Source organism: Pseudomonas sp. Pseusp15 (assembly GCF_059492165.1).
The window spans coordinates 1227233-1247726 of record NZ_CP168523.1 but is presented as its reverse complement, the minus strand read 5'-3'; the positions used below and the strand labels follow the sequence as shown (position 1 = coordinate 1247726).

General features: G+C 62.3%; 18 protein-coding genes. 13 read left to right on the top strand and 5 right to left on the bottom strand.

What is annotated here, in order from left to right:
• Positions 1-2: 2 nt before the first annotated feature.
• The 7 genes from ACEN8R_RS05705 to ACEN8R_RS05675 all read left to right on the top strand — a co-directional run bounded on the left by ACEN8R_RS05705 (position 3) and on the right by ACEN8R_RS05675 (position 7305).
• Complete coding sequence (locus tag ACEN8R_RS05705; RefSeq protein WP_019580025.1) at positions 3-797, top strand: ABC transporter permease; 795 nt, start codon at positions 3-5, stop codon at positions 795-797.
• Between the two features lie 7 nt (positions 798-804).
• Positions 805-1095, top strand: coding sequence for a (2Fe-2S)-binding protein (locus tag ACEN8R_RS05700; protein WP_018925441.1), 291 nt, complete (start codon positions 805-807; stop codon positions 1093-1095).
• Complete coding sequence (locus ACEN8R_RS05695) at positions 1092-2447, top strand: FAD/NAD(P)-dependent oxidoreductase (protein ID WP_495624619.1); 1356 nt, start codon at positions 1092-1094, stop codon at positions 2445-2447. Before ACEN8R_RS05700 ends, ACEN8R_RS05695 begins: the two co-directional genes overlap by 4 nt.
• Positions 2444-3559, top strand: a complete 1116-nt coding sequence (locus tag ACEN8R_RS05690; RefSeq protein WP_495624618.1) for an NAD(P)/FAD-dependent oxidoreductase — start codon at positions 2444-2446, stop codon at positions 3557-3559. The genes ACEN8R_RS05695 and ACEN8R_RS05690 overlap by 4 nt, the downstream gene beginning before the upstream one ends.
• Positions 3560-3577: 18 nt before the next feature.
• Positions 3578-4624: an ABC transporter substrate-binding protein gene (locus tag ACEN8R_RS05685; protein ID WP_495624617.1), complete on the top strand. Its 1047-nt coding sequence runs from the start codon at positions 3578-3580 to the stop codon at positions 4622-4624.
• Positions 4625-4791: 167 nt separating this feature from the next.
• Complete coding sequence (gene zapE, locus ACEN8R_RS05680; RefSeq protein WP_111454094.1) at positions 4792-5919, top strand: cell division protein ZapE; 1128 nt, start codon at positions 4792-4794, stop codon at positions 5917-5919.
• Between the two features lie 81 nt (positions 5920-6000).
• Positions 6001-7305, top strand: coding sequence for a leucine-rich repeat-containing protein kinase family protein (locus ACEN8R_RS05675; protein WP_018925436.1), 1305 nt, complete (start codon positions 6001-6003; stop codon positions 7303-7305).
• 68 nt (positions 7306-7373) lie between these two features.
• On the opposite strand, the gene ACEN8R_RS05670 is transcribed toward ACEN8R_RS05675, so the two are convergent.
• Complete coding sequence (locus ACEN8R_RS05670; protein WP_007940960.1) at positions 7374-8078, bottom strand: YebC/PmpR family DNA-binding transcriptional regulator; 705 nt, start codon at positions 8076-8078, stop codon at positions 7374-7376.
• Positions 8079-8310: 232 nt separating this feature from the next.
• Between ACEN8R_RS05670 and ACEN8R_RS05665 the strand changes: the two genes are divergently transcribed.
• The gene (locus tag ACEN8R_RS05665; RefSeq protein WP_018925435.1) at positions 8311-9741 is read left to right on the top strand and encodes a type VI secretion system Vgr family protein; all 1431 of its coding nucleotides are present in this window, start codon (positions 8311-8313) and stop codon (positions 9739-9741) included.
• 102 nt (positions 9742-9843) lie between these two features.
• Here the strand turns inward: ACEN8R_RS05665 and ACEN8R_RS05660 are convergent, their stop codons facing one another.
• Positions 9844-10707, bottom strand: a complete 864-nt coding sequence (locus ACEN8R_RS05660; protein WP_018925434.1) for a LysR substrate-binding domain-containing protein — start codon at positions 10705-10707, stop codon at positions 9844-9846.
• A gap of 113 nt (positions 10708-10820) precedes the next feature.
• Between ACEN8R_RS05660 and ACEN8R_RS05655 the strand changes: the two genes are divergently transcribed.
• The 3 genes from ACEN8R_RS05655 (at position 10821) to ACEN8R_RS05645 (ending at position 13617) form a co-directional block, all read left to right on the top strand.
• Positions 10821-11930 carry a 2-aminoethylphosphonate--pyruvate transaminase gene (locus ACEN8R_RS05655; RefSeq protein WP_495624616.1) on the top strand — a complete coding sequence of 370 codons (1110 nt, stop codon included), beginning with the start codon at positions 10821-10823 and terminating at the stop codon, positions 11928-11930.
• A 118-nt stretch (positions 11931-12048) separates the two neighbouring features.
• On the top strand, positions 12049-12876 hold the full coding sequence (gene phnX, locus ACEN8R_RS05650) for a phosphonoacetaldehyde hydrolase (RefSeq protein WP_018925432.1): 828 nt from the start codon (positions 12049-12051) through the stop codon (positions 12874-12876).
• A 192-nt stretch (positions 12877-13068) separates the two neighbouring features.
• Complete coding sequence (locus tag ACEN8R_RS05645; protein WP_018925431.1) at positions 13069-13617, top strand: cytochrome b; 549 nt, start codon at positions 13069-13071, stop codon at positions 13615-13617.
• Here the strand turns inward: ACEN8R_RS05645 and ACEN8R_RS05640 are convergent.
• Positions 13614-14546 carry a 1-aminocyclopropane-1-carboxylate deaminase/D-cysteine desulfhydrase gene (locus ACEN8R_RS05640; RefSeq protein WP_018925430.1) on the bottom strand — a complete coding sequence of 311 codons (933 nt, stop codon included), beginning with the start codon at positions 14544-14546 and terminating at the stop codon, positions 13614-13616. The two genes, ACEN8R_RS05645 and ACEN8R_RS05640, sit on opposite strands and share 4 nt — an antisense overlap.
• Positions 14547-14748: 202 nt before the next feature.
• Complete coding sequence (locus ACEN8R_RS05635) at positions 14749-16788, bottom strand: oxidoreductase (RefSeq protein WP_018925429.1); 2040 nt, start codon at positions 16786-16788, stop codon at positions 14749-14751.
• Positions 16789-16996: 208 nt separating this feature from the next.
• On the opposite strand from ACEN8R_RS05635, the gene ACEN8R_RS05630 reads away from it, so the two are divergent.
• Both ACEN8R_RS05630 and ACEN8R_RS05625 read left to right on the top strand, forming a co-directional pair.
• Positions 16997-18127 carry a carbon-nitrogen hydrolase family protein gene (locus ACEN8R_RS05630; protein ID WP_018925428.1) on the top strand — a complete coding sequence of 377 codons (1131 nt, stop codon included), beginning with the start codon at positions 16997-16999 and terminating at the stop codon, positions 18125-18127.
• Between the two features lie 3 nt (positions 18128-18130).
• Positions 18131-19216: an AraC family transcriptional regulator gene (locus tag ACEN8R_RS05625; protein WP_018925427.1), complete on the top strand. Its 1086-nt coding sequence runs from the start codon at positions 18131-18133 to the stop codon at positions 19214-19216.
• 291 nt (positions 19217-19507) lie between these two features.
• Here ACEN8R_RS05625 and ACEN8R_RS05620 read toward each other — a convergent pair whose 3' ends face one another.
• A complete protein-coding gene (locus ACEN8R_RS05620; protein WP_495624615.1) occupies positions 19508-20377 on the bottom strand; it encodes a DUF2242 domain-containing protein in 870 nt (289 codons plus the stop codon).
• Between the last annotated feature and the right edge of the window lie 117 nt (positions 20378-20494).

Here is a 20494-nt window from a genome sequence, read left to right as displayed (position 1 = left end):
TCATGTCCAGAAACGGTCCTTTCGCCCTGCTGTTCCATGCCCTGGTGGTGCTGTTCATGCTCGCGCCGCTGGTGGTGGTGTGCCTCGTCGCCTTCACCCCGGAAAACACCCTGAGCCTGCCGACCACGGATTTCTCCCTGCGCTGGTTCCGCGCCGTGTTCGAACGTGCGGACTTTGTCGATGCGTTCTACAACAGCCTGATCCTGGCCTTCAGCGCGGCCAGTCTGGCGACGCTGATTGCGGTGCCGGCGGCGCTGGCGATCACCCGCTTCGAGTTCCCCGGACGGGACTTTTTCAACGCCCTGTTCCTGTCGCCGATCATCATTCCGCACCTGGTGCTGGGGGTGGCGTTGCTGCGCCTGTTTGCGCTGATGGGCGTCAACGGCAGCTTCGCCTGGCTGATCTTCGCCCATGTGCTGGTAATCACGCCGTATGTGTTGCGGCTGGTATTGGCGTCGGCCATAGGCCTGGACCGCAGCGCCGAACACGCCGCGCAATCCTTGGGTGCCGGACGCTTCACGCTGTTCCGGCAAATCACCTTGCCGATGATTCTGCCGGGGGTCGCCGGTGGCTGGCTGCTGGCGTTCATCAACAGTTTTGACGAGGTCACGTTGTCGATCTTCGTCACCTCGCCGGCCACGCAAACCTTGCCGGTGCGCATGTACGTGTACGCCACCGAATCCATCGATCCGATGATGGCGGCGGTGTCGGCCCTGGTGATCGCGCTGACCGCGCTGACGATGATTCTGCTCGATCGGGTCTACGGCCTGGATCGGGTTCTGGTGGGTAAACAATGAGGGCGCCATGGCTCTGCTGAAACGACTGGCCGAAGGCGACCGCCCGGCCCTGGACTTTACCCTCGACGGCGTGCCTGCCAGCGGCTTGCTCGGCGACACCCTGCTGACCGCCGTGCTGACCTGCAGCGAACACCTGCGCGGCAGCGACTTCAGCGCCGAACCCCGCGCCGGCTTTTGCCTGATGGGCGCCTGCCAGGACTGCTGGGTACGCCTGGGCGATGGCCGCCGGGTGCGGGCCTGCTCGACGCAGCTTGAAGCCGGCCAGCAGGTCAGCCGCGAACCGGGGCGCTCGGTATGAACGCGGTGGTGATCATCGGCGCCGGCCCCGCCGGGATTCGTGCGGCGCAGACGCTGGTGGCGCATGGCGTGCGCCCGGTTCTGCTGGACGAAGCCGCACGCGGTGGCGGGCAGATTTATCGGCGGCAACCGGCGAACTTCAAGCGCTCGCCCATCAAGTTGTATGGCTTCGAAGCCCCCAAGGCCAACGCGCTGCATCAAACCATCGACGCACTGCGTGAACAACTCGATTACCGTCCCGACACGCTGGTATGGAACGCCGAGGCCAACGCGCTCGACACCTTGCACGAGGGCCGCGCCATACGTGTGGCGTTCTCCCGGGTGATTGTCGCCACGGGCGCCACCGACCGGATTCTGCCGGTGCCAGGCTGGACGTTGCCGGGGGTGTACAGCCTCGGCGCGGCGCAGATCGCCTTGAAGTTTCAGGGCTGTGCCATTGGTGAACGCGTGGTGTTCGCCGGCAGCGGACCGTTGCTGTACCTGGTGGCGTATCAATACGCCAAGGCCGGTGCCAACGTGGTCGCGGTGCTCGACAGTTCGCCGTTCAGCGCTCAGGCCCGCGCCCTGCCCGGTCTGTTGTCACAACCGGCTACCCTCGCCAAAGGCCTCTATTACCGCACCTGGCTGACCGCCCACGGCATCCCGGTGCATCAGGGCGCCAGCTTGTCAGGCATCGATGGCCAACAGCGTGTGCAATCGCTGAACTGGCGCAACGCAAAAAGCCAACATCGAATCGACTGCGACGCCGTCGCCTTCGCCCATGGCCTGCGCAGCGAAACCCAACTCGCCGATCTGCTGGGCTGCGAATTCACCTGGAACCCGCTCAACCGCGCCTGGCTGCCACAGCGCGACAGTGCCGGGCGCAGCAGTGTCGCCGAGGTGTACCTGGCGGGTGACGGCGCCGGCATCATGGGCGCCGACGCGGCGGAAATGGCCGGTGAACGGGCAGCCCTGGCCTTGCTTGAAGACAGCGGTTACCTGCTCCCGCCACAACGTGCCACCCAGCTGGAACAGTCGCTGAAAGAAATTGGCAGATTCCGCCAAGGTCTTGAGCGTGCCTTTGCCTTCCCCGAAAGCTGGGCCGCCGACGCTGCGGATGACCTGATGATCTGTCGCTGCGAAGAAGTACGCGCCGGCGACATCCGCCAGGTGGTGCGCGAAGGTCATTGGGAGATCAACCGGGTCAAGGCCCATTGCCGGGTCGGCATGGGTCGCTGTCAGGGCCGGATGTGCGGGGCCGCCGCCGCGGAAATCATTGCCTGCGAAAGTCAGCGTTCGGTAGCCGACATCGGTCGGTTGCGGGCTCAGGCACCGATCAAACCCTTGCCGTTCGGTCTGGAGGTCGAGCCATGATCGAGGTCGAGGCGGTCATCATTGGCGGCGGCATTGTCGGGGCCTCCGCCGCCCTGTTTCTGAGCAAGGCTGGCCGACGCGTAGCGCTGCTGGAACGAGATTTTTGCGGTTCGCATTCCAGCGGTGTGAACTATGGCGGCGTGCGTCGTCAGGGCCGGCCGCTGTCGCAATTGCCGTTGTCGCAACGAGCTCATGAGATCTGGGGGCAGCTGCCACAACTGATCGGCATCGACGGTGAGTACCAGCGCAGCGGTCACCTGAAACTCGCCCGCAGCCTCAACGATCTGCATGCCTTGCAGGATTACGCCGCCAGCAGCCAGGGGTTCGGCCTTGATTTGCAGCTGTTTGATCGCGATGAGTTGCGCGCACGTTTTCCGTGGGTCGGAGACGTCGCGGTTGGTGCTTCGCTGTGCCCGGACGATGGCCACGCCAACCCGCGCCTGGTGTCTCCGGCGTTTGCCCAAGCGGCACGTCGGCATGGCGCGCAGGTGCATGAGCAATGTGCAGTCACTGCGGTGGAGCACGATGGTCAGCGCTTTCGCGTCAGCACTCAAACCGGCCTCGAGCTACACGCGCCCTGGCTGCTGAACTGCGCCGGCGCCTGGGCCGGCAACCTTGCCGCGCAATTCGGTGAAGCGGTGCCGATGCATGCCGGGCACCCGGCGATGCTGGTCACCGAGCCGTTGCCGCTGGTGATGAATGCCAGCACCGGCGTCGAAGGCGGCGGCATCTATGCCCGTCAGGTCGCGCGGGGCAATTGTGTGTTGGGCGGCGGTCAGGGCTTTGCCCTTGATGGTGCCCGCGCCCGACCTGGTCAGAGCGCGGTGATCGAGATCCTGCGTCAGGCCGTCGAGCTTTACCCGTTTCTTGAAGGCGCCCAGGCGATTCGTACCTGGAGCGGCACCGAAGGTTATCTGCCCGACCGCCAACCGGTGATCGGTCACAGCAGCACGCAACCCGGTCTGTTGCACGCATTCGGCTTTGCCGGCGCGGGCTTTCAGATCGGGCCTGCGGTGGGCCAGGCGCTCACCGAGATCATCTGTAGCGGCACGTCAAAGACGTCGCTGGATGCGTTTTCCATCACCCGGTTTCACTCCATCTCCGTAGCTTGATAGAGGAAGGTCGCGCCAATGAATAACCTCAAACGCACTGCACTGCTCGGTTTGTCCTGCATGAGCGCCCTGCTCACGGTCACTCAGGTCCACGCCGAACCGACGCTTTATCTGGGCATGAATGGCGGGACCATGGAGCGGCTCTACGCCGACAAGGTGCTGCCGGCTTTCGAGAAAGCCAACAACGTCAAAGTGGTGATCGTGCCGGGGACCTCGGCTGATATTCTGGCCAAGGTCCAGGCCAGCAAAGGCAACCCGCAATTGCACGTGATGTTCCTCGACGACGGCATCATGTACCGCGCCATCGCCATGGGCTTGTGCGACAAACTCGAAGACAGCCCGACCCTGGCGCAGATTCCGCCCAAGGGCCGCATCAAGGATCAAGCGGTGGCGGTCAGCCTCGGCGTTACCGGGTTGGCGTACAACACGCGGCTGTTCAAGGAAAAAGGCTGGAACGCGCCGACCTCCTGGATGGACATGGCCGACCCGCGTTTCAAGGACAAACTGGTGTTCCAGTCGATGGCCTCCTCGACCTTCGGCCTGCACGGTTTCCTGATGTTCAACCGGATTCAGGGCGGCAGCGAGACTAACGTCGAACCGGGGTTCAAGGCCTGGCCGAACACCGTCGGGCGCAACGTGCTGGAGTACATTCCGAGCTCGGCGAAAATCTCCGAAATGCTCCAGACCGATGAAGCGGCGCTGTTCCCGCTGACCCCGACCCAGGTCACCGCGCTGAAACTCAAGGGCATGCCGGTGGAATATGCGCAGCCGAAGGAAGGCTCGGTGGTGCTCAACGTGGCCGAATGCGCCATCGCCAACAACACCCAGCCGGAACTGGCGCAGAAACTCGCGGCCTTCTTGCTGACGCCTGCCGCACAGGCTGCGGCGCTTGAAGACGGCGATCAGATTCCGTCGAACCCGAATACGCCAACCACCGACAAGACCCGCGGTCAGGTCGAGGCAATGAAACACTATCTGGAAACGGCGATTGCCATCGATTGGGATCAGGTCAACGAACAGCGTCCGGCGTGGAATGACCGGTGGAATCGCAGTATCGAGCGCTAACCTCGAAGATCAGGTGAGAGGGCTTTTGTGGCGAGCTCCTGTGCCACAAAAGCCTTCTCGACACAAAAGCTTGGTCGGCAGCAGTGGAAGGAAAATTACCCACTTGGTTAAACTACGCCGCTGCGGCTCAGGGGGAGCCGGCCTGAAGATTACGGGGTGACATCACATTGGCCGTACGACCGCCCAACCGTCCGCAACTCACACCACGCTGGTCCGCGCTACGCCGTTTTTTCGGCAAGGCATTCGCGGCGCCATCCAGTGGCAGTGCGCAAGGCCGGGTGATCCACGACTACTTCCGCCACAAGGCCCATGTTCAGGGCTACACCCTCAGCCACAGCCAGTTGCGCGTGATCGACTGCATGGCGCAGCACGCGTCGGCGCTGCCGGGGTCATCGACGCCACTCCCCGGACTTTACCTCCATGGTGCGGTCGGGCGCGGCAAGAGCTGGCTGCTCGACGGTTTTTTCCAGGCCATCCCCGTCACGGCAAAACAGCGCCTGCACTTCCATGAGTTTTTTGCGCAGTTGCACCAGGGCATGTTCAGCCATCGCGATCAGCCCGATGCGCTGGCAACCACCCTCGACGAACTGCTGCAAGACTGCCGGGTGCTGTGTTTCGATGAATTCCACGTGCATGACATCGGCGATGCGATGCTCATCACGCGGTTGTTCAAGGCGCTGTTTCGCCGGGGGATTCTGCTGCTGGTGACCTCAAACTACCCGCCGGAAGGTTTACTGCCCAACCCGCTTTACCATGCCCGTTTCAAACCGGTGATCGACCTGATCAACACGCGCATGCAGGTGATGGAAGTCGGCGGCCCCCATGATTACCGCAGTCAGGCGCGACCCCGTGCGCAGCAGCTGTTTACCCAGGGCCAGTACGTCTGGCCGGCCACGGTGAGCCAGCGTCAGGCGCTGCACCTGCTCGAACACGACGCACCGCCCATTCGGCTGCCCGTCGGGACACGACACCTTCAAGCCCGATACTGCGAAGGGCGAACCATTGGCTTCACCTTCGCCGACTTGTGCGAACACCCCACCGCCGTCATGGACTACCTGGAACTGTGCCGTCGCTTCGACCGCTGGATCATCGACAAACTGCCCAGCCTCGCCGGCTGTTCAATCGCCGCCCAGCAACGCTTCATCAACCTGATCGACGTCTTGTACGACCAGGACAAACACCTGATTCTGCTCGGCCACCAGTCATTGCGCGAATGCCTGGATGGCGATGCCATCGACCTGGCGCGCACGCGCAGCCGGCTGGGGCAGTTACTGGAAGTCAGGGAACTCGCCTGACAGCCACCACCACTTTCCCGCTATCATGTCGCCCATTTCCAGGCCCCAGCGCCTTCCTTCAGATCAATAGCGAACCTGCCTATGCACACCCTCGCACAACTGCGCGCCGGCCAACTGTCGGGTATCACCCGCCTGGACCTGGTCTGTGGCCTGACCGAATTCCCCCGGGAAATCTTCGACCTGGCGGACTCGCTGGAAGTGCTCAACCTCAGCGGCAACGCCTTGCGCAGCCTGCCGGACGATCTGCACCGCCTGACCCGTTTGCGCGTGCTGTTCTGCTCGGACAATCAGTTCACCGAACTGCCCGCCTGCCTCGGCCAGTGTACGGCGCTGACAATGATCGGTTTCAAGGCCAACGCCATCGAACACGTGCCGGCCGCCGCCCTGCCGCCGCTGTTGCGCTGGCTGATCCTGACCGACAACCGCATCACGGATCTGCCAACCGAACTGGGCGAGCGCCCGTACCTGCAAAAACTCATGCTCGCCGGTAACCGCTTACAGCGTTTGCCCGAGAGCCTGAGCCACTGTCATCGACTTGAACTGATCCGCATTGCCGCCAATCAGCTCACCGAGCTTCCCGAATGGCTGCTGACCCTGCCGGGCCTGACCTGGCTGGCGTACGCCGGTAACCCATTGGAAACCGAAGCCGATGCGGCCGCACTTGAAGCCACGACGAGCATTCCCTGGTCCGAGCTGAGCCTGGAGCAGAAACTCGGCGAAGGCGCGTCGGGGGTCATTCATCAGGCGCTGTGGGAGCAGACAAAACAGGTCGCGGTAAAACTCTACAAAGGCGAGATGACCAGCGACGGCTCGCCGTTGCACGAAATGAACGCCTGCATCACCGCCGGCATCCACCCTAACCTGATCCGGGTCGAAGGGCGGATCGTCGGGCACCCACAGGCGCAAGCCGGGCTGGTGATGCAACTGATCGATCCGAGCTACCGCAACCTGGCCAGCCTGCCGAGCCTGGCGTCCTGCTCCCGCGACATCTATGCCGACGACACCCGGTTCAGCGCCGGCGTGGCAATGCGCATCGCCAGTGGCATCGCCTCGGTGGCCGAACACCTGCACCGTCAAGGCATCACCCACGGCGACCTCTATGGCCACAACATTCTGTGGAACGAGCATGGCGATTGTCTGTTGGGGGATTTTGGCGCGGCATCTTTCCATGCCACCTCGGACAACCTTGAAAGCCGCGCGCTGCAACGGATCGAGGTACGGGCGTTCGGGATTTTGCTGGGAGAATTGCTGGAGCGGATCGACTCGGGGTTGAGCGCTGAACAGCGGGTCGCGTTAGAGAATTTACAACAGCGCTGCTGTCAGGCGGATGTGTTGGCGCGGCCGGGGTTCAGTGAGGTGGTGCGGGAGATGGCCGCGTTCAACTAGCGGCAAATATAGAACCTGTGGCGAGGGAGCTCCCTCACCACAGGTTAAATCACAACGGTCAGAACCGCTTAACCCGCCAACCCGACAAACATGTCCTGCACGTCATCGTGGTTATCGAGGCCTTCGAGGAACGCTTCGACTTCTGCCATCTGCTCGTCGCTCAAGCCGCTCACCGGGTTCTTCGGCTGATAACCCAACTTGGCCGACAACACGGTGAAGCCTTGCTCCGGCAGCGCTTTCTGTACCGCATCCAGGTCCGCAGGGTCGGTCAGGAACAGCGTCGCGCCGTCTTCGCCCGGCTCGAAATCCTGGGCGCCGGCTTCGATCGCGGCCATTTCCGGATCGGCGTCAGGGCTGTCCGGGGACGCCTCGATCATGCCGACGTGGTTGAAGTCCCAGGCCACCGAACCGGAAGCGCCCAACTGGCCCTTGCGGAACGCCACGCGGATTTCAGCGACGGTGCGGTTGATGTTGTCAGTCACGCATTCAACGATCAGCGGCACCTGATGCGGTGCGAACCCTTCATACGTCACGCGATGGTATTGCACGGTTTCGCCGAGCTGGCCGGAGCCTTTCTTGATCGCGCGTTCCAGGGTTTCGCGAGGCATCGAGGCTTTTTTCGCCTGTTCGACCACCAGACGCAGGTGTGCGTTGGTGGCGGTATCGGCACCGTTGCGCGCAGCAATGGTGATTTCCTTCACCAGTTTGCCGAAGATCTTGCCCTTGGCGTTGGCTGCCGCTTCTTTGTGTTTAACCTTCCACTGTGCGCCCATTACTCACTCTCTTGATCTGTGGCGCCGAGACATCTATTGGCCGACGCGTAGCGCAAGTTTATACGGCCTAAAGATGCCAATCGACCAAAAAATTCCAACATCTTCAGCCCACGACGGGTCGACATCTTCACCAGCGTTTGTAGGGCGATTCTGAAAAGTCGATTTGCGGTGACGCTTCAGGGCTATGGTTTCGTACCCTCTGCGCCCGTTCTCCAAGGCAGAAGCGCGCTCGATGCACAACGACAAGGAAAGCCCCTACACCCTGACACTCCTCGACGGCGGTCTGAGTTTGCAGGTGTTGCAGTTCAATGGCCGCGAGGGCCTCAACCAGCCCTATCGATTCGACATCGAGGTGATCGGCCTCGCGCCGGCGATGAACCTGGATCGGTTGCTGCAACAACCGGCGTTCCTGAGGCTGTCGGCTGATCAGGGCATTCACGGCGTGATCCACAGCGTCAGCCGCGAACATCGCGGCCCGTATCGGGTCGGCTACTCACTGGTGCTGGCGCCCCATCTGCAACGACTTCAGTTGCACAGCTCGCGTCGGGTTTTTCATCGTCTCAGCGTGCCGGCGATCATGCGTCAGTTGCTGGAAAAGCATCAGCTGCCCGAGCACAGCTATCGCTTCGACCTGACCTGCGGCCACTACCCGCTGCGGCCCTTTTGCATTCAGTACGATGAGAGCGATCTGGCCTTCATGCAGCGGCTGTGTGAAGAAGAAGGCATCCACTTCCACTTCGAACATCAGCACGACGGGCACGTGCTGGTCCTGGCCGATGACAGCCTGAGTTTCCCGCAGGAACCGCTGCTGATGCCGTTCCATGCCGACGTGTTCAACGACCCGCTCTTGCCGGCGATCAGCGAACTGTTCCAGCGCCATGACCCGGACCCCGCCCCGGCACAATGGGATGCCAGAAACCGCGGCGCGCACGTGATCGGCGACGGCGCGGCCAACCACCCGCTCACCGGAACGGGCCCGGTTACGGCAAGACCTGCGCCCGAACAGCTTCATCGCGAACAGCTGGGCCGCCGCTCGCTGGAACGCCTGCGTTGCCAGCACCGGCAGATCCACGGCCAAAGCACCCTGAACGAGCTGCGCAGCGGACGAATCGTACAAGTGGCGCAGCACCCGCTCTCGAGCTTCAACGATCAGTGGCTGCTCACCGACATCCAGCACCAGGGGCAGCAGCCGTCGATTCTCGCCGAGGACAAGCCCGGCCATGACATGGCCCGGCGCTACAGCAATCGTTTCACCGCCATTCCCTGGTCAATGGTGTTCAGGCCGGGGCTCAAACAGGTCAGGCCGAGGATCCCGGGCTATCAGACCGCCCGGGTGCTGGGCCCCGTCGGGCAGCCGGCAGCGCTCGACGAGCAAGGCCGAATACAGGTCTGCTTGTGGCCGAAACCGGGGTTCGAGGCGGATGAGTCCGTTGGGCTCTGGCTACCGGTCGCCCTCGCAGCACCGGACGGTCGGATCGATCCGTCCAGGCTGCCCTTGGCCGGCACCGAAGTGTTGGTCAGTTTTCTCGACAGCGACCCGGACCGGCCGGTGTTGTGTGCCGGCATGAGCCACCTCCAGCCTTCCCGTCCCGCTCCCGAGCCGCGCCGCGATGCGCATCTACTGCTCGACTGGCTGATCAACCGCTCGGATCCCATGCCGTGATTTTACCGGGCCGCTCCCGCAGGAATTTATGCTGGCCGCCAACCTTGCGTACGACGCAAAACCTGTGGGAGCGTGGCTTGCCCGCGATAGCCGCGCCGCGGTCTACCCGACGGGCGCCAGCCCAAAAAACGCCTGTATCAAGCGCAAATCCCGCCGCCGTTCCATACAACCGATCATGTGCCGATTGACCAGCCCCTCGCCAATGATCGGCACCGCCGCCACCCGTGGGTCGTGGCTGACTTCCACCGACGACACCACGCCCACGCCTAACTCGGCGGCCACTGCCTCGGTCACGGCCTCGCGACTGTCCAGTTCCAGCAACACCCGTGGATTGACCCCGGCCTGAACGCACGCCTCGTCGAACGTGCGCCGGGTAATCGAACTCGGCTCGCGCAGCACCATGATCACCTGATCCAGCGCCTTGAGCGGCAGCCCTTGCGACTGCTGCGCCCACGGATGGCCCGCGGGCACCAACGCGCAAATCCTCGACTCGCTCAACCCTTGCAGATGCAACCCTTTGCGCGGCTCCACTTCGGTCAGCACCGCCACGTCGGCATGCTCCGACAGCAACGCCGCGAGGGTTTCCTGGGCATTGCCCAACCGCAGGTTCACGGTGATCCCCGGATAACGCGCACGCAGGCTGGCGAGCATCGGCATGACCATGTGCGGGCCATCCGCCGCCACTTCCAGGCGCCCGGTGAGTAGCTGCCGGTTGGCCTCCAGCATCGCCTGCGCTTCTTCGGCCAGGCCGAACATTGCCCGGGTGATCGCCGCGAGCCTGGTGCCCTCTTCCGTCAACTCGACCCGCCGCGCGGTGCGGCGCAGCAAGGTGATCTGGTAGTGCTCCTCCAGCGCCTTGATGTGCCCGGTGACCGCCGGTTGGCTGATAAACAGGCGCTCGGCGGCGCGGGTGAAGCTGCCCTCTCGGGCCACGGCATCGAAGGCACGCAGCTGGAACAGATTCATGAATAACTCTCACTGATGGCTGGCATAACAACAAACAATTTGATTGATAGCACGCCGAATTGCAATTTATGCCCCGTAGTTTCATCCCACTGAGCTTTTGCAAGGACACAAGAATGCGTACTGCCGAGCCCATCCTGCTCACCCCCGGCCCATTGTCCACATCGCAACGTACCCGTCAGGCGATGATGGTCGACTGGGGTTCATGGGATGACCGCTTCAACCAATTGACCGCCAGCCTATGCGAGAAATTGCTGGTGATCATCAACGCCGGCGACAGCCACCACTGCGTGCCCCTGCAAGGCAGCGGCACGTTCGCGGTCGAAGCGGCGATCGGCACGCTGGTGCCCCGGGACGGCAAAGTCCTGGTGCTGATCAACGGCGCCTACGGCAAACGCCTGGCGAAGATCTGCGAAGTGCTTGGCCGTTCGTTCAGCACCTTCGAAACCGCCGAAGACGAACCGATCACCACCGCCGACGTCGACCGCCTGCTGCAGGCCGACGCCAGCATCACCCACGTCGCCTTGATTCACTGCGAAACCAGCACCGGCATCCTCAACCCGCTGGCGGAAATCGCCCACGTCATCGAGCAGCACGGCAAACGCCTGATCATCGACGCCATGAGCTCGTTTGGCGCCCTGCCGATCGATGCGCAACAGGTGCCGTTCGACGCCCTGATCGCCGCCTCGGGCAAATGCCTGGAGGGCGTGCCGGGGATGGGTTTCGTCTTCGCTCGCAAAGAAGTGCTGGCGAACGCCGCCGGCAACTCGCACTCGCTGGCGATGGACTTGTTCGATCAGCACAGCTACATGGCCAAGACCGGTCAATGGCGTTTCACCCCGCCGACCCACGTGGTCGCGGCGCTGCACGAAGCCTTGCTGCAATACAACGAAGAAGGTGGTTTGCCGGCGCGGCATCAACGCTACACCAACAACTGCCAGGTGCTGCTCGATGACATGGCCAAACTGGGCCTGCGCAGCTTCCTGCCCGCCGCGATCCAGGCGCCGATCATCGTCACCTTCCACGCGCCGAAAGACCCGCGCTACCAGTTCAAGAAATTCTACGAACGGGTCAAGGCCAAGGGTTTCATCCTCTACCCCGGCAAACTGACCCAGGTCGAAACGTTCCGGGTCGGCTGCATCGGCCACGTCAACCAGGCCGAAATGCACGCAGCGGTGGCGGCCGTGGCCGAGGTGCTGCGCGAGATGGAAGTCATCGAAATCTAAACCACCACTGTTCCCTGTAGGAGCGAGGCTTGCCCGCGAATGCAGACGACACGGTGCGTCAGTTAAACCCTGTAATCGTTCTTCGCGGGCAAGCCTCGCTCCTACAGAGATCAGAGACATGAACTATGTAAACCCAACCAAACTGCAAGCCGCCATCCTCGACTGGGCCGGCACCGTGGTCGACTTCGGCTCCATCGCCCCGACGCAGATTTTCGTCGAAGCCTTCGCCGAGTTCGACGTCCAGGTTTCCATCGAAGAAGCCCGTGGGCCGATGGGCATGGGCAAGTGGGACCACATCCGCACCCTGTGCAATCAGCCACCAGTTGCCGAGCGTTATCGCCGGGTGTTCGGCCGCACGCCGACCGACGACGACGTCACCGCCATCTACCAACGTTTCATGCCGCTGCAGATCGAAAAAATCGCCGAACACTCGGCACTGATTCCGGGCGCCCTGGACACCATCACCAACCTGCGTCAGCAAGGGATCAAGATCGGCTCGTGCTCCGGCTACCCGAAACAAGTCATGGACAAAGTGGTAGAACTGGCCGCCACCAACGGCTACGTCGCCGATCACGTGGTCGCCACTGACGAAGTGCCCAACGGCCGCCCATGGCCCGCTCAGGCCCTGGCCAATGTGATTGCGCTGGGCATCGACGACGTCGCGGCCTGCGTGAAGATCGACGACACGGTGCCGGGCATTCTCGAAGGTCGCCGTGCCGGCATGTGGACCGTGGCGTTGATCTGCTCCGGTAACGCGCTGGGTCTGGACTACGAAGGTTATCGCGCGCTAAGCAGCGACCAACTGGCCAGCGAACGCAAGCGCATTCATGCCCTGTTCGAAGGCTCGCGACCGCACTACATGATCGACACCATCACCGACTTGCCCGAGGTGATCGCCGACATCAACAAGCGCCTGGCCAACGGCGAGATGCCGCAAGCCAACTGATCGCACCCCTCGCCTCATAATAAAAGCGCCAGTTCCTTGGATGGAACTGGCGCTTTTTTGTGGTCGATCACTTGATTTAGAGCATTGAGCGGCCCATTTGCCTCGGGCAAATCCTGCGAAACAGGATTACAGTTAGTGCACGCCGTCGAACAAGAACGGTGACTTCAGACCAGAATTGTGAGGAAACACCGTATGCCCTGGAAGAATTCCGAATCACGCTACAGCACCGTATCGATCGCGCTGCACTGGTTGATGCTGGTTCTGTTAATACTGGTCTACGCCTGTATCGAATTTCGCGGGATCTTTCCCAAAGGCAGTGGCGGCCGAACGCTGATCAAGGAAGCGCACTTCATGCTCGGCCTGACCGTGTTCGTGCTGGTCTGGTTGCGGCTGTTCGCCCGCAGCCTGGGGCCGGCACCGCAGATATTCCCCGCCTCCCCTCGCTGGCAAACCGTGGTTGCCAGGCTGATGCATTGGGCACTGTATATTTTCATGATCACCGTGCCGGTTCTGGGTTGGCTGACTACCAGCGCCGAAGGGCATCGGGTGATGTTCTATGGCGTCGACTTGCCATTGCTGATCGAAGAAAACAAACCGCTGGCCAAGCAGTTCCAAGGCTGGCATGAGCTCGGCGCCACCATCGGTTATTGGCTGATCGGGTTGCACGCGGTGGCCGGGATTTACCACCACTATGTGGTGCGCGATAACACCTTGCTGCGGATGATGCCCAAACGCGGTTAATCGCGACCGCTTTGCTCGAAACCCCGGCGGCCCTGCAAGCCGCCGGTGTGGATGAAGATCAGGCGCGTGCCTTGGGGAAATTTACCAGCTTCGACTTGTTGCTTGAGAGCCATGAGCGCTTTGCCGGTGTACAGCGGCTCGAAAAGAATGCCGCTGGCCTGTTCGGTCTGCTCGATGAATGCAAGCAGCTGCGGATCGACTTTGGCAAAACCGCCACGGCTGGCGTCCAGTAGTTCATACAAGGGATCGACCCAACCGGCTTCCCGCCCGATCATCTCGACCTGCTGCGCCACGCCATGATCATCGGGCACCGCCAGCGCGCCATACACCGGGTGTTCACCCGCCTCGGCCAGCACCAGACCGGCCAGGGTCGTGCCCGTTCCGCAGGCCAGCCACCAGCCGTCGTAATGGCTCCAGCCCAGACCACTCAGTTGCTCGCGGGCCTGCGTCACCAGCTGCATGCAGCCCTTCGCCCCACGCAAGCCACCACCACCTTCCGGCACCGGTTGCAGCTCGGGATACTGCGCCCGCCACGGCTGCCAGAAACCCGGCTCATGCCGCGCTCGATAACCGCCATAACCCAGCCAGTGCAACTGCATGCCGAACGCCTGCAAGTCCTTTACTGTCGGGGTGTCTTGCGGATGCCCGCGCAGCAAACCGACCGTGGTGAACCCGAAGCGCTTGCCTGCGGCGGCCAATGCGTGGAGATGGTTGGAGTGAGCACCGCCCAGGCTGATGATGCCTTGGGCGCCGTTCTGGTCGGCGGCTTTCAGGTGTTCGATGAGTTTGAACCACTTGTTGCCGCTGATCAGCGGGTCGATCTGGTCCAGACGCAGGATGGCAACGTCGATGCCGGCGGTGGTGAGCCAGTCGAGGTGAAGGGGTTCGAGAGGGGCTTGGGGGAGCCAGTCGGCAGGAGGAAAAAGCATTGATGCGTTACGTTCTGACGAAAAACAGGAGTCTATCAGCCAGCACGAACCCTGTAGCAGCTGCCGAAGGCTGCGTTCGGCTGCGAAGCAGTCGTCAATCCTGACACCTCGGTTTACCTGGAATACCGCGATGGCTGATTTTGCGACTGCTGCGCAGCCGAACGCAGGCTGCGCCAGCTGCTACAAGGGATAGCTGCGAACGTTAGAGTTCAGCCGCCAACCGCGAACCCTGGTTGATCGCACGCTTGGCATCCAGCTCCGCCGCCACGTCCGCGCCGCCGATCAAGTGCACGTTCTGCCCGGCCGCAACCAGACCGTCGTGCAACTCGCGCAATGGATCCTGCCCGGCGCAGATCACGATGTTGTCCACCGGCAGCACCTGCGGTTCGCCGCTTTCGCCGATGCGGATGTGCAGGCCTTCGTCGTCGATCTTCAGGTACTCGACGCTGTTGAGCATTTGCACCTTTTTGTTCTTCAGACCGGTGCGGTGAATCCAGCCGGTGGTCTTGCCCAGGCCATCACCGACCTTGGAGGTCTTGCGTTGCAGCAGGAATACTTCGCGGGCCGGCGCATGCGGCGCAGCCTTGATGCCCGCGACACCGCCACGTGCTTCAAGGTGCGTATCGATACCCCACTCCTTCCAGAACGCGTCGCGGTCCTGACTGGTGGCCACGCCTTCGTGCACGAGGAATTCCGACACGTCGAAACCGATACCGCCAGCGCCGATTACCGCGACGCGTTTGCCCACCGGTTTACGCTCGAGGATCACGTCCAGGTAGCTCAGCACCTTGGCGTGCTCGACACCCGGAATCGCCGGCACCCGCGGCGCGATGCCGGTAGCGAGGATGATTTCGTCGTAACCGCCCTCGACCAGCTGTGCCACGTCCACACGGGTGTTCAGGCACAGCTCGACGTTGCTGGTCTGCAACTTGCGGTTGAAGTAGCGCAGGGTTTCGAAGAACTCTTCCTTGCCCGGCACGCGCTTGGCGATGTTGAACTGGCCGCCGATTTCGCTGGCCGAATCGAACAGCGTCACCTGATGACCGCGCTCGGCGGCCACGGTGGCGGCGGACAGCCCCGCGGGACCGGCGCCAACCACGGCGATTTTCTTGATCTGCTGCACCGGCAGGTAATTGAGTTCGGTTTCATGGCAGGCCCGCGGGTTCACCAGGCAACTGGTCAACTTGCCGCCGAACGTGTGATCCAGGCAAGCCTGGTTGCAACCGATGCAGGTATTGATTTCATCGCCACGGCCGGCCGCCGCCTTGTTGACGAAGTCCGGGTCGGCGAGGAACGGCCGCGCCATCGACACCATGTCGGCATCGCCTTCGGCCAGGATCTGCTCGGCGACTTCCGGGGTGTTGATGCGGTTAGTGGTGATCAGCGGAATACTCACCGAACCACGCAGTTTCGCCGTGACCTTGCTGAACGCTGCACGGGGCACCTTGGTGGCTATGGTCGGAATCCGCGCTTCGTGCCAGCCGATGCCGGTGTTGATGATGGTCGCGCCCGCCTGCTCGATGGCCTTGGCCAATTGCACGATTTCTTCCCAGGTGCTGCCGCCTTCCACCAGGTCGAGCATCGACAGGCGGAAGATAATGATGAAGTTCGGGCCGACCGCTTCGCGCACCCGACGGACGATTTCCACTGGCAGGCGCATGCGGTTTTCGTAGGCGCCGCCCCAGCGGTCAGTGCGATGGTTGGTGTGCGCCGCGAGGAACTGGTTAATGAAATAACCTTCGGAACCCATGATCTCGACGCCGTCGTACTCGGCTTTTTGCGCCAGGGTCGAGCAGGTAACGAAATCGATGATCTGCTTCTCGATGCCTTCCTCGTCCAGCTCTTTAGGCTTGAACGGGTTGATCGGCGCCTGGATCGCGCTCGGCGCCACCTGTTTCGGGCTGTAGGCATAACGCCCGGCGTGAAGGATCTGCATGCAGATCTTGCCGCCTGCCTCGTGCACCGCACGGGTAACGATCCGGTGTTTGAGCGCTTCTTCCTCGGTGGTCAGCTTGGCGGCGCCGGAGTAAACCCCGCCCTCTTCGTTCGGGCCGATACCGCCGGTGACCATCAAGCCAACGCCGCCAAGGGCACGTTCGGCGAAGTACGCGGCCATGCGCTCGAAACCGCCGGGTTTTTCCTCGAGGCCCGTGTGCATCGAACCCATCAGGGTACGGTTGCGCAACGTGGTAAAACCCAGGTCCAGCGGGGCCAACAGGTGCGGGTAATGAGCGGCGGCCATCGGTAACTCCACAACGAGCGATCACGGAAAATTTGCAGGAGCTCTTCGGCCCCCGTCAGTCATGTTCGACAGACTAAGAGTCGCACCGCTGTCACTCAATGACCGTAACTGACAACTTATTGATCCAAATGCGCAGCGCCCCTTGGCAAGCGCTGGCATGGGCCCTACCCTAGTCGCGAACCCTGCACACGGCCGCTGACTGTTTTCCATGCGCAAACTTCTGTACCTGACCCTCTCCATGGCGTTGATCGCCGTTCTGACGACCTACGCGATGTGGGCCGCGGACCGTCCGGTGGGTCATTACCTGTCGGACCTGCGCATCAATCTCGCGGTCGATCAGGGCACACCCGCCGATCGTGGCAATCTGCTGGGCATCCAGCCCGAGCTGTTCCCCACCGACTATCAAAGCCCTGAACGCCTGCACCGCAAGCTCGCGGCCTATTTGCAGAAGGCCCAGGACCAGGGCCTGCTGAATGAAAAAACCATCGTCGTACTGCCTGAACATGTCGGCACCTGGCTGATGGTCAGCGGCGAGAAAGACGAGCTGTACCAGGCCACCACCCTCAAGGAAGCCATGAACTGGCTGGCGGTGAGCAACCCGCTGCAGTTCATCCGCGCCCTGATCAGCGCCGAAGGCAGCAACCGTCTCGACGACGCGCACTTGCGGATGAAAGCCAAACGCATGGCCAAGGATTACCAGGCGCTGTTCGGTGGCCTGGCGAAAGAATTCCACGTGACCCTGGTGGCCGGTTCCATCGTGCTGCCCGAGCCGAGCGTCAGCGACGGCACCCTGCACATCGGTCGCGGCGCGCTGTACAACAGCAGCGTGGTGTTCGGTCGCGACGGCCTGCCAATCGGCCAGCCCCAGCGACAAGTGCACCCGACGTTCGCTGGACGTGGCACGCTCCAAGGCAATTCCGATCATCCGGTCAACGTCGTCGACACCCCGGCCGGACGCCTCGGCGTGCTGATCGGCAGCGACAGCTGGTACCCCGACAACTACCGCAAACTTGACGCCCAAGGCGCGCAACTGGTGGCGGTCCCGGCGTTCGTCGTCGGGCGTGGGTCCTGGGATCAACCATGGCGCGGCTATAGAGGCCTGCCCGCGCCGGGCTCTGTCAGCCTCAAGGCCGGCGAACTCAGCGAAGGTCAGGCCTGGCAGCGGCTGACGCTGACCGCCCAACCACCGGCCAGCCAGAGCATCGCCGGCATGAGTGTGTTCCTGCGCGGTCAGTTCTGGGACAAGAGCAGCGCCGGTCAAAGCTTCCTCAGCAGCAACGGGCAGCATTTCGCCGACAGCGATGCCCGCGGCGCGCAATTGCTGAACCTCTGGTTGTAAGCGATGAAACCGCAGCCGATGCGCCTCGGGGATCTGTCGGTGGGCTTCGTCCATAGCCTGGCCGACGCCGTGCGCAGCCATGGCCTGGACCCACAACCGTTGCTGGAACAGTACGGCCTCGACGCCGCGCGACTGGCCGAAGCCGGTGCCCGCCTGTCGATCCCGCGCTACATGCGTCTGGGCCACGGCGCTATTCAACTGACCGACGACCCGGCGCTGGGTTTGCGCATGGGCCAGCTCAGTCGCCTGAGCCAGGCCGGCTTGGCCGGCGTCACCGCCGCCCAGGCTCCCACCGTGCGCGAAGCGGCGCGCTGCCTGATTCGTTTCGAAGCGCTGTACGGCTCCAACTATCGAGGCCAGTCGAGCTTTCACGAAGACGCCCAAGGCGCCTGGCTGCGGTTCTATTCGATCAGCCCCTACAACGCCTACAACCGCTTCGTGGTGGATTCGATCATCGCTGGCTGGTTGCAGCAATTGTCCAGCGTGAGCCCTGCCCCACTGCGCGCCGAACGAATCGAGATCGAATTTGACGCACCGGATTACCTTGAGGCCTATGCCGTACTCGGCGACTGTCCGATTCAGTTTGGCGCCGAACAGAATCAACTGCGCCTGGGCCTGGACAGCCTCGCCCAGCGCAACCCGGAGCACTGCCCGAGCACCTGGCGGCACCTGCTGCAACTGTGTGAACGGGAACTTGAGCAACTGACACGCACCCGCAGCCTGCGTGAACGCATCACTCAGTTGCTGGGCCCGTTGCTCAATGGTGGCCGGGAACCCGACCTGGAAGAAGTGGCGGCACGCCTGAAGCTGCCAACCTGGACCTTGCGCCGCAAACTCACCGAGGAAGGCACGCAATTTCGTGCAATTCTCAACGATACACGCCGTGACCTGGCCATGACCTACATCCGCGACACTGAACTGGCGTTCGGCGAAATCGCCTATCTTCTGGGGTTTGCCTCAGCCGAAGCCTTTCAGCGCGCTTTCAAACGCTGGAACGGCCAGACGCCCGGCGAGTTTCGCCGCAGTCAGCGTAATTACAGCTCGGTAGCGTCTTCGGCCGGTTCCAGCGGGTCCAGTTCAAAGGCCTGATACTCGAGCAGTTCTTCTTGATAATCGTCCATTATTAAACCCCCATCGCTTGTTGAAAAAATCGCTTGAATAAATGACCAACGCCTTGAGCATAAAGTGCCCGCATGAAAGAAAAATGACGCGGGTACGACACTACGTCGCTACTGAATAAAACGTAGCAGGTGGTCAGGAATTTATCACTGGATTTTTCGACACGGACTGTGGGAATACAGCCCGACTTGATGTGGATCAGTCTTGAAGGACGTTACGGGAGCGGTATCGTCTGACCCGCCCCCATAACAAGCAAGCCCATTACTGGCCGGAGACAGGTATCGCCGAAATCGGCTCGGTCGGTGGCGGCAGCGTGCTCGAGTCCGCTACTGGAGTGACCGTTTCCGTGGACGACGTCGGCTCGGTGCTCTTGGCCGGGGTAATCGGCGCTGTTTCAGCAGGCGGCACAACAGGCTCCGAAGTGGCAGGCGCGGCGGCAGGTGCGGGCTCGGCTGCCGGCGCTGGTGCAGGTGCAGGTGCAGGTGCAGGTGCAGGTTCTGCCGCCGGTGCCGGGGTTGGCGCCAACTGAGCGGGCGCAGCCTTGGCTTCAGGCATCCCCAGTTCGGTTTTCGGCTTCTCGATAATGTGCGCGGCCTTCTTCGCTTCCGGCGGCAGGAACAGTTCGACCAGGGTAAAGAAACGCTCGTAGAACTTGGCCGAGGACACGGTTTCACTGGCGACCTTGACCATCGAATCATCGGACGAGCCGATCGGCATCGATACCGAGCCCAATACGCCGACGCCGAGGCTGGCGGAGTTGTTGGTCTTTTTCAGCGCATATCGGTCCTGCAGGGCGTTGGCGAACATGGTCGCATGGTGCCCCTCGCTGCCGTCATCGGCACAAACCACGTTGAAGCTGATCTCCATATGGGTTTCGCCGGTCTGCTGGAAGCTCTTATGCCCACTGACCAGTTTCGGATCGCTGCTGGTGATGATGTAACCCTGGCTAAGCAAGGCCCGACGGGCGGCTTCGCAGGTTTGCGCATCGGTCACCGGGTAGCTGCGCGAAAACGTTCCCGAGTCGTCGAAGTTCTCATGCTCATAGATGGCGGCCTTCTTCGACGAACAACCGGCAGCGGCGGCCAGCACCAAGGCCAGCCCTACAACACGCATGGGAATTGATTTAAACATTGAACATCCTGAGGAAAACGGTTCGAGGCGTATTGTGCAACAGATCGATGCTTAGCGGAGCAACGATTGTCTAAAACGGCTACAGATTCATTGACCATCATCTCGGGAGAAAGTCCC